The 8,532-nt window shown below is 41.5% G+C and carries 12 protein-coding genes; all 12 read right to left on the bottom strand.

Annotated features, from left to right (window positions below; genetic code table 11):
- On the bottom strand, positions 1-1,852 hold a 1,852-nt coding region (locus tag AAC037_RS13230; RefSeq protein ID WP_339903430.1), incomplete at its 3' end, for a heavy metal translocating P-type ATPase.
- A gap of 235 nt (positions 1,853-2,087) precedes the next feature.
- The gene (gene nhaA, locus AAC037_RS13225; RefSeq protein ID WP_014022487.1) at positions 2,088-3,464 is read right to left on the bottom strand and encodes a Na+/H+ antiporter NhaA; all 1,377 of its coding nucleotides are present in this window, start codon (positions 3,462-3,464) and stop codon (positions 2,088-2,090) included.
- Positions 3,449-3,805: an STAS/SEC14 domain-containing protein gene (locus tag AAC037_RS13220; RefSeq protein ID WP_014022488.1), complete on the bottom strand. Its 357-nt coding sequence runs from the start codon at positions 3,803-3,805 to the stop codon at positions 3,449-3,451. The genes nhaA and AAC037_RS13220 overlap by 16 nt, the downstream gene beginning before the upstream one ends.
- Before the next feature lie 212 nt (positions 3,806-4,017).
- Entirely contained in the window at positions 4,018-4,446 is a 429-nt protein-coding gene (locus AAC037_RS13215) for an MgtC/SapB family protein (protein ID WP_014022489.1), read from the bottom strand.
- 15 nt (positions 4,447-4,461) lie between these two features.
- Positions 4,462-5,238: a bestrophin family ion channel gene (locus AAC037_RS13210; RefSeq protein ID WP_014022490.1), complete on the bottom strand. Its 777-nt coding sequence runs from the start codon at positions 5,236-5,238 to the stop codon at positions 4,462-4,464.
- A gap of 11 nt (positions 5,239-5,249) precedes the next feature.
- Positions 5,250-5,669 (bottom strand): transcriptional repressor, encoded by a 420-nt coding sequence (locus tag AAC037_RS13205; RefSeq protein WP_014022491.1) that lies wholly within the window; start codon positions 5,667-5,669, stop codon positions 5,250-5,252.
- Entirely contained in the window at positions 5,666-6,202 is a 537-nt protein-coding gene (locus AAC037_RS13200) for a hypothetical protein (protein ID WP_014022492.1), read from the bottom strand. Before AAC037_RS13200 ends, AAC037_RS13205 begins: the two co-directional genes overlap by 4 nt.
- Positions 6,203-6,204: 2 nt before the next feature.
- Positions 6,205-6,972 (bottom strand): ATP-binding protein, encoded by a 768-nt coding sequence (locus AAC037_RS13195; RefSeq protein WP_014022493.1) that lies wholly within the window; start codon positions 6,970-6,972, stop codon positions 6,205-6,207.
- A 30-nt stretch (positions 6,973-7,002) separates the two neighbouring features.
- Complete coding sequence (locus AAC037_RS13190) at positions 7,003-7,233, bottom strand: SHOCT domain-containing protein (RefSeq protein ID WP_339903429.1); 231 nt, start codon at positions 7,231-7,233, stop codon at positions 7,003-7,005.
- A gap of 58 nt (positions 7,234-7,291) precedes the next feature.
- The gene (locus AAC037_RS13185; RefSeq protein ID WP_211209924.1) at positions 7,292-7,429 is read right to left on the bottom strand and encodes a hypothetical protein; all 138 of its coding nucleotides are present in this window, start codon (positions 7,427-7,429) and stop codon (positions 7,292-7,294) included.
- Positions 7,430-7,628: 199 nt separating this feature from the next.
- The gene (locus AAC037_RS13180) at positions 7,629-7,970 is read right to left on the bottom strand and encodes a P-II family nitrogen regulator (RefSeq protein ID WP_014022495.1); all 342 of its coding nucleotides are present in this window, start codon (positions 7,968-7,970) and stop codon (positions 7,629-7,631) included.
- Between the two features lie 70 nt (positions 7,971-8,040).
- On the bottom strand, positions 8,041-8,418 hold the full coding sequence (locus AAC037_RS13175; RefSeq protein ID WP_014022496.1) for a four helix bundle protein: 378 nt from the start codon (positions 8,416-8,418) through the stop codon (positions 8,041-8,043).
- Positions 8,419-8,532: the final 114 nt, after the last annotated feature.

Here is an 8,532-nt window from a genome sequence, read left to right as displayed (position 1 = left end):
CCATTAGTGCTATCGTACCGATGTATTCTGCGTTCCTGCGGATAAGCATGGTGGTGTTGCCACCTCCTTCGAGTTCCCTTACTTGTTCTTCTATTTCCTGAGAAGGTTTATTTTCATCCAGATCCTCAAACAAGTCAAGGTTTCCTATGTAGATTTTATCACTTCCCAATGAAGCTTTGATCCCTTTCCCCAACACGGCTTCAAGATCACTCGCTTCTGGAATGACTGTATCTTTTAACCGCTCTTTCCCATCCCTCACTACCGCTTTTGCCAGCGGGTGGTCACTTAGGTTTTCCACCGCCACCGCTATTTTTAAGAGTTCATTTTCACTCACGTTCCCAAGAGGAACTACTTTGGTGAGTTTAGGTTTTCCCTCGGTTAGCGTTCCGGTTTTGTCGAAGGCCAGAGCTGTCAAAACGCCCAGATCTTCCAACGGCCGTCCACCTTTTATAAGCACACCACCTTTTGCAGCGCGGGCAACCCCACTCAAAACAGCGCTAGGCGTGGAGATCGCCAACGCACATGGACTTGCAGCAACCAGTACGGCCATCGCGCGGTAAAAACTCTCACTAAAGGTTTCGTCAATGACCAAAAAAGCACCTAGCAATAGTACAACCAGTGCCAGTACAGAAGGCACGAAGTATTTCTCAAACTTATCAGTAAGAAGTTGGGTAGGTGATTTCTGAGTCTGGGCTTCATTCACCAATTTTACCAAACGGGAGAGGGTAGAGTCCTTCGCTACTTTAATGACTTTGATTTCCAGCGTATTGTTGCCATTGATGGTACCCGAAAAAGCACGGTTCTCGTCTTTGATGTCTTTTTCCTGTGACCAGTCTTTATCGGGATTATCCACCGGTTCTTTATCTACCGGCACACTTTCCCCGGTGATTGGTGCCTGATTCACACTACTTGTACCACTGACAATCACGCCATCGGCTGAGATTTTGCTATTGGGCTTCACCACAATGATGTCGCCTATGCTTAGTTCTTCTATACCTACTTCTTCCGTTTTACCATTTCGCTTAACTAATGCCGTTTTAGGAGCGAGATCTGCTAAAGCAGCAATGGATTTACGGGCTTTGTTCATGGCATAGTGTTCCAGCGCATGCCCCATGCTAAAAAGGAAGAGGAGTAATGCACCTTCCGCCCATTCGCCCAGAATTGCCGCTCCAATGGCCGCTACCAGCATCAGGAAATCAATTTCAAAGCCGCCTTTGGCCACTGTTTGAATGGCTTCTTTGGCTGTGAAATAGCCACCAAAGAAGTATGCCCCGATGTATAATGCGAGGCTCACCCAGGAAGGCACAGCCTCTACATAAGACAATCCAAAGCCAATTCCGAGCAATGCTCCGCAGATGATAGAAAAAATCAGCTCGGTGTTTTTACCGAAAATGCCTCCATGCGAATGTTCATGATCTTCACCTTCCTCATGTTCATGTTCCTTATCAGCTTCTTCTTTTTGCTCTTCGCCTTTTTCGGCTTCATGTGTCTTTTTTATGTACCGCTCGACTTCTACTTCTGTAGATAGAATATCTAAACCTTCTTTGCGCAATACAGTAAGGATTTTTTCATCGTTTATTTTTGCTGTTTCAAATTCTAATCCGATCATACCCGAAGCAGATACTGCGGACTGTAAAACTCCATCTAATCTATTGAGTGCTTCTTCAATTTTTCTGGCATGACGGGTATGACGAATCCCTTCTACCTCAATTAACCGGTGACCGTATTTATCAATAATGGAAGCACCTGTACGTTTAGCTAATTTTTGTATCTGATCAATCGTAATAAGCTCAGGGTTATAGTGAAAGCATAGCTGTGGTACGCCATTGTCGGTTTCGTCTGCTACATGCACTTTTTCAAGGCCTTCTTTATCCTGAAGTTGTTGAATAAGTTTTTGCACACATTGATCCTTCTCGTCCGGTACTTCAGGCAGGAGTAATGGTATTTTTATTTGTAGCTTTTTCATAATTGAATTTATATAGTCTGTTTAAACATTCTTGCATTTTGATATCTATAATACAATTAGTGGTTGAATATACCGGAGTATTTCAATGGATTGGTATAGTGGGACATTGAAAACATCGTGATTATTCATTTTCAGAATAATCATAATTTTCAGTCTCCTTATAGTTATTCTGCTTCGTGCCGATCACCAAAGTAATGACACCACCTATAGCAGCAATTAGAGAAGCCATTAAAATACTGATTTTGGATACCTTGATAATCTCAGGATTGTCAAATGCCAGGTTGGTAATAAACAGTGACATGGTGAACCCTATACCGGCTATAAGGCCCATACCAATAATATGCCGCCATTTCAATGAAGGATGCAGTTCTGCAATACCTAATTTCTGACCGATAAATGCGAACAATCCAATACCGGCAACTTTACCCACGGCAAGCCCTAATAAAATACCAAGCCCAAGAGAGCCCGAAACCACTTCCATAAACCCGACATCCAGTTTTACACCTGCATTGGCAATGGCAAAAATCGGGATAATGAAAAAAGCATTAAAGTCAATTAAACTGTTTTCTAACCTGAGCAATGGTGGCCTGGCATTTTCCGTGTCTTTTTTAATAGCTTTCAGTATTTGTCCTTGGCGCTTATCCTGCATGGGGTCACGGTTTTCAATATCTGTTTCTTCTAATGCTTTGATATTATGAACGGTACGCTCCTTTAAAACCTTACTGTCCAATTTGGGTTTTACAGGTATGGTTACAGCTAAAAGCACCCCTGCTATAGTCGGGTGAATGCCTGAATTCAGGAAGCAATACCATAAAGCGACTCCTCCCACAATGTACCAGAAGAGGTTTTTTACCCCAAAACGGTTTAACAGTAACAAAAGGATGAATACGCCTCCACCAGCACTGAAGTACAGCCCACTAAGCTCATTGCTGTAAAAGAGTGCAATAACGAGTATTGCCCCCAAATCATCCGCTATGGCCAGCGCCACCAAAAAGATTTTTATCTGAGCAGGTACCCGTTTACCCAACAGGCTAATGATGCCCAAAGAATAGGCAATATCTGTAGCCATAGGGATTCCCCAGCCATTGATATTTTCCGTACCGTAGTTAAAACCTGCGAAAATCAGTGCGGGTAAAATCATACCACCGATTGCTCCCATGAGCGGCATAGAAGCTTTTTTGAAGGACGATAATTCGCCCACCATTATTTCCCGCTTCAGTTCCATGCCGGCCACCAGAAAGAATATGGCCATCAGCCCGTCATTGATCCATTCCTCGGTGGTCAGACCAAAAGAAAAATGTTCGGATAGTTCAAAGAGAAATTCGTCTTTCAGATAGTGGTGGTAAGCATCTGCCCAAGGGGAATTGCCCAGCACTAGGGCAATAATAGTTGCGCCAATTAGAAGCAATCCTCCGGTGGTCTCCCTGTCTAGAAACTTACGGGCAGTTTCTCTAATATATGCTAATCCGGAGTTGCTAATTTCTATTGACCGATCCATTCCTTCGCCTTTTGCTTTTCCTGGAGGTCAAAAAATTTGACTTCTGAATCTGTAAACAAATCCATGGCTTTGGCCGCCCATTCCTGCCATTTTTTGTTTCCTTCAAATTCCGTTTTGCCATAATCTGATAAATGTGCGGTATCTACCTTTAGGCCTTCCCATAAACCTTCCAGCTTGTAGCGGCGAAGGTTTTCCAATTCAAAGTAGAAATCTACCTTATTTCCCTTATCGATGATATGATGTATGAGCGGATGGATTTTTTCTATGCCTTTTTTTGTGATCTTACCGCTCATTTCAGCGGTAATTAAGATTTCCTTTTTAGTTTCCTGTAGCTGTATCATTTTCTTTTAACTTTAATTTATATTAATTCAAGAGTGTTTTCTATATTTCATTGCCTCTTGCATATCCAACTTCCACATTCCATTTTCATCGTTCGCATAAATTTTCTACAAGCCTTCTTTTCCCTAAAGTTGTTGAATAAGTTTTTGTACACATTGATCTTTTTCATCCGGTACTTCGGGCAGGAGTAATGGTATTTTTATTTGTAGTTTTTTCATGTTCTGATATTTTTCTTTTTTAAAAAAGGGAAATGATGTGAAATCAATAATAGAATAAGCAAGGCGGATGTGACACTCCCGATAAGGTACATGCCATATCCAATAGCAATTCCTACAGCCGCAGTGGCCCAAATAGTAGCTGCGGTTGTCAAACCTGAAATGAAATTTTTGGATCCATCTTTGAAAATGATACCGGCACCCAGAAAGCCAATGCCTGAAACAATATTGGCAACAATGCGGGTCTGATCCGCCACTTCAATATGGGCGTTGATAATCGTTATCAAGGTTGCGCCCAGGCAAACGGCAGCATACGTTCTGATTCCTGCGGCATGCCCGTCAATTTCCCTGTCGAGTCCTATCAAAACACCGAGTACCAGGGCGACAAGTAGTCTGGGTATGAGCGTTATTTCAGTTTGAAAATCCATTGTTATTGTTTTGTGTTATAAAACATAATAGTCTGTCGGTTTTTTCTTTTCAGGTACATCCGTTTCTCCAATCATTTGCCTGATGTTTATTTCTATCGTTTCCGCCAGGTCTGTCATGGGCGTGTCCAAAGGCTGGTTCTCAAAGGGGTCCTGCATGAGAATGGAGGTTTTTTCGATGGCAATAAAAATGATCGGGAAAACCGTGTTTTTTATGCGTTCGCACTTGCCCATAGAATCACATAATCTGGCGATGGTGCTATCGATTTGCACCTGCTGAAAATCATTGACCATACCTTTTTCTTTTGCCTTCAATAAGGTTTCAGAATGTTCTGACAATAAAGCATTTGGAATATTAAAAGCTTCGGTCTTATTGGATTCTGTATATTTAATGACCCTGTGGGAAAAAGGTAGTTTTCTTAGTGATTCTCCGAGCGCATAGCACCAAATGATCTGACGATTGGCCATTTCCCCGACCAGGGCTTCATAGCTATCGTTGCTTCTTTCAAAAAATGAAACACACTGCCTAACCAGTGTTCTGGAATCGTTAACAATAGCACCCCAAATAATACGGGCTTCCCACCACCGTTCATAGGATTGATTGGTTCGAAAACCCAACAGCAATGCTACCGCAGTGCCAAAAACGGCAGTAACGCCAATAGGAACCGAAATTTTGTCAAGAAATCCGTATTGATCGAAAATGCCTACCACAACCGCATACGAGGAGATAAGTACTATATCAACCTTAATGGTTTTGATAAAGTCAAGTATGGATATTCTTTTATTTAAGAGCATATTCTTAATTATTACTTACAATCCGGACAGATACCCTTCACCATTAGATTTACTTCATTTTTGCTGAAATTCTCAGGCAACTCAAAATGTGGAATCCTGAACCTGGGCAGACAATACGTTTGGCCACATTGGTCACAATGAAAATGGATGTGGGCATCATCATGCTTACCTACATCACAGGCATCTGAACAAAGTGCATATTTAGGCACGCCTGTGCCATCATCAATGCTATGCACCATGCCATTATCTTCAAAAACTTTCAATGTTCTGTAGATGGTAGTCCGGTCAGATTTCTCAAAGTCTTTATATATATCTGTAAGGCTTACAGCTGACTCACGTTCCAACAGGTATTCCAAGACCAGTAGCCGCATAGCGGTTGATTTGATATTGTGTTGCAATAGGTTTTCTTCAAGTTCTTTTATAGTGCTCATAACTTATTTTTTCTTAGTATTACCTGTGTAAACTGTAACTTTAGTGTTTCGCCTATTTCCGGTAAAATTGATTTCAGGCCTATTTCCGTTGTGTTAACATCTCCGGTAGCGCTCAGCATACATGCTATGGCCTCACCTCCGTTAAAGTGTTTCAGGTTGCCAGAAAGAACAATCTGAAATGTACTTTCACCTGCCGTTACTTTTAAAGGCCAGTTAAACGAAATCGGAGCATGTGGCTTACTTATAAAATCATCTACAGGGATAAAGCCTGAAAAGGAGATTATATCAGCATTGCTTATCTGCTCATTTAAATAACCAATACCGGTATCTATGGTTTTTAGTTCTAGCTTTCCTGAAATTTCTTTGGTATTATAATCCAAAAAAAGAAACAGCTTATGGCTTTCAGCAATTATCCGTTCATTATTTATTTCGGCCACCATCACGATATGCCCCTCGGTAGTCTGGTACATGGATTGACCCTCAGCCACCCATGTTTGCGCAAAAAATAGCAGGGTAATAAATATAATTTTCATGCTTAACGTCCATTTAAATTTTCTTCGATGTAATTGAGCGCCTCAGGGATGTCCAGCTCACGGGTACCGTTTCCGGTGCGGATATAAAAGTGTGAACGGTCGTCCTGATGCAGATAGACCGGAGAGTGCGCATGTTTAATCTCAAGATGACAGACATCAAGCCCTTCTATTTGGTAAAAAGAAACATCTACCAGAGCGCAATAATTTGCCCCTAATTTGGTGGAGATCAGTTGCATTATATACTGCTCAAAACCATCTCGTCCCGGTTTTTTTAAACAACGGTAGTCCTCGATCAGACCCAGTGGTTCACCATCATCATCAATACCTATGAATAGGTGTCCACCTTGGGTATTCATAAATCCGGCAATTGTTTTGGCTACTACCTCTTCCAAAGCTTTATTCGGCTTAAACTGCCTCAAGTCCCATCTTAAGGTAGATTTAAACTCTACCTGTTGGTTTTCTCCTGCCGCAATCAACTCCTTGATCTCCTCCAACCTATCCCTTCTTGTGGTAAGCTGAAATATTTTTTGCCTGACCATAAACATCAGTGCCAGGGCAATGCCCAGTAAGCCGAATAGCAATTTGATGATGGCCTGATCTAAATCCCATGAACTAACTTCCTGCTGATATGAAGCAAGCAGGTATTTCCACCAGTTGCCATTATCTCCCTGCATGTCATACATGTGAAGTGAAATAGCCAGGGGCTGTATCACAAATAGTCCAAAGGCTAATCCAATAAGTATATAAGCAAATACTTTCCGTTTTTTCATTTTATAATATCCTTTTATAAACCACAGGTGTCACCTCGCTTGGGATACACCTGTGGCTCTATAACTACTTCTTCTTATCCTGAAGGACTTTCCTCTTTTGTTCAAATTCCTCATCGGATATCTCAGGGCTTCCATGGCCTTATCCTTTCGTCTGTTTTGTCCGGGAGTAGGGTATGGAATTAAGAAAATCCAGAATAGAAGGATAAGCCACAAGATCCACCAGATCCAGTGCATTCCTCCGAAATACCAATCATACATCATAACTGTAGGTTTTAGGGTTAAACATTTATTTCACACTTATTACACCATTTATCCTGCACTACACTATCAGCGGTAGCCAGGAAACGGTGACCGTTTTTACATCGCCACATGAGCGGTGTTTTGGAGTTTCTGTATTCCTTTGAAAGGCACTTACCTCCCTTTGCATGAGCCAGGGATTGCATCTTCTCTGTTCCATGCGGAAGGTTGTTAGCACATAAAGGGCACCAGCTTTTCCTTATTTTTACACTAAAAGGGGGTAGCCTGCCAGCAATGGCCCTTAGCACATTGCCACCACCACCTGGACTTGATGTTGATATATAAATCTGATAAACAAAGTCCGCCACGTTCCCTGGCTAATTGCTGCATTTTTTCAATTGGAAACTCCATGACATTCTTCACTTCATATCAAATCTTTTGATAGACTTTCCGGTCTTTATTCTGTAGGCATCATCTATTTCAGAGACGTAAATAATGCCATCGCCAGGTTCTTGCGTTTTGGCTTTGCCGCATATTAATTGCACGGCTTTGTCCATTTCTTCATTTTGGCAGACCAGCTCCAGCTTAACTATCGGGCTATCGGTAAAATGAAAGTCCAGGGAAGGTGAAGCTTCAGGATCTTTATGAGCTCCCGTACCTTCTCCCTTGGATAGCGTTACACTTTCAAATCCTGCATCTCGCAGAGATTCTACTACTACCTGTACTCTTTTTGGTTTTATAAATGCTTTTATTTCTTTCATCTTTTTAGTCGTTATAATTTTTAATCAATTAATTTGGCTATGGGCAAAAGGCAGTTGACAAAAGACACCTTCATCTATTTCTTGGTTTGGACTTTTCAGGATGCTCTACCATATGATTTATCATTCTGCCTACTTCCTCAGACTTACTGATCAATTCATTATATTTTTCAATAGTTAAATAATCGCAAGCCTGTGCAAAATCGAGTGAAATCTGCGTTTCGGAGTTTTCCATATCGGCATCACTCATCTTACTTGAAAAGTGCTTTGGATATTGACGTTTTCTATACCCTTCACCAATGGCCCGACACACTGAGCGCGATGACCTTCTCAATTGGTCGGTCAATGCATATTTCTCCTCAGATGGAAATGTTTTTGTGATCTCAAACACTTCCATTGCCAGCGAAAAAGCCTTTTTAAAAACCGTCAAATCACGAAAACTACCTGCCATAATTATTTTTGCTTATTCGTAATACTGCCAACTTCCCCCTTGCCAACTGCCTTTTCCTTTTTTTGCCAACTACTTATTGCCAACTCATTAGTGACTATGAGAGGTCTGGCTTTT

It is taken from the genome of uncultured Cyclobacterium sp. (assembly GCF_963976465.1).
GTDB lineage: Bacteria > Bacteroidota > Bacteroidia > Cytophagales > Cyclobacteriaceae > Cyclobacterium.
The sequence above is the reverse complement of the archived record's forward strand: the minus strand, read 5'-3'. Positions and strand labels throughout refer to the sequence as shown.

Coding starts and splice junctions, on each gene's coding strand:
- AAC037_RS13175 (WP_014022496.1), bottom strand. CDS start 8,418: ATGGCAGGTAGTTTTCGTGATTTGACGGTTTTTAAAAAGGCTTTTTCG.
- AAC037_RS13210 (WP_014022490.1), bottom strand. CDS start 5,238: ATGCTCTTAAATAAAAGAATATCCATACTTGACTTTATCAAAACCATT.
- AAC037_RS13220 (WP_014022488.1), bottom strand. CDS start 3,805: ATGATACAGCTACAGGAAACTAAAAAGGAAATCTTAATTACCGCTGAA.
- AAC037_RS13215 (WP_014022489.1), bottom strand. CDS start 4,446: ATGGATTTTCAAACTGAAATAACGCTCATACCCAGACTACTTGTCGCC.
- AAC037_RS13180 (WP_014022495.1), bottom strand. CDS start 7,970: ATGAAAGAAATAAAAGCATTTATAAAACCAAAAAGAGTACAGGTAGTA.
- nhaA (WP_014022487.1), bottom strand. CDS start 3,464: ATGGATCGGTCAATAGAAATTAGCAACTCCGGATTAGCATATATTAGA.
- AAC037_RS13205 (WP_014022491.1), bottom strand. CDS start 5,669: ATGAGCACTATAAAAGAACTTGAAGAAAACCTATTGCAACACAATATC.
- AAC037_RS13200 (WP_014022492.1), bottom strand. CDS start 6,202: ATGAAAATTATATTTATTACCCTGCTATTTTTTGCGCAAACATGGGTG.
- AAC037_RS13195 (WP_014022493.1), bottom strand. CDS start 6,972: ATGAAAAAACGGAAAGTATTTGCTTATATACTTATTGGATTAGCCTTT.
- AAC037_RS13190 (WP_339903429.1), bottom strand. CDS start 7,233: ATGATGTATGATTGGTATTTCGGAGGAATGCACTGGATCTGGTGGATC.
- AAC037_RS13185 (WP_211209924.1), bottom strand. CDS start 7,429: ATGGAACAGAGAAGATGCAATCCCTGGCTCATGCAAAGGGAGGTAAGT.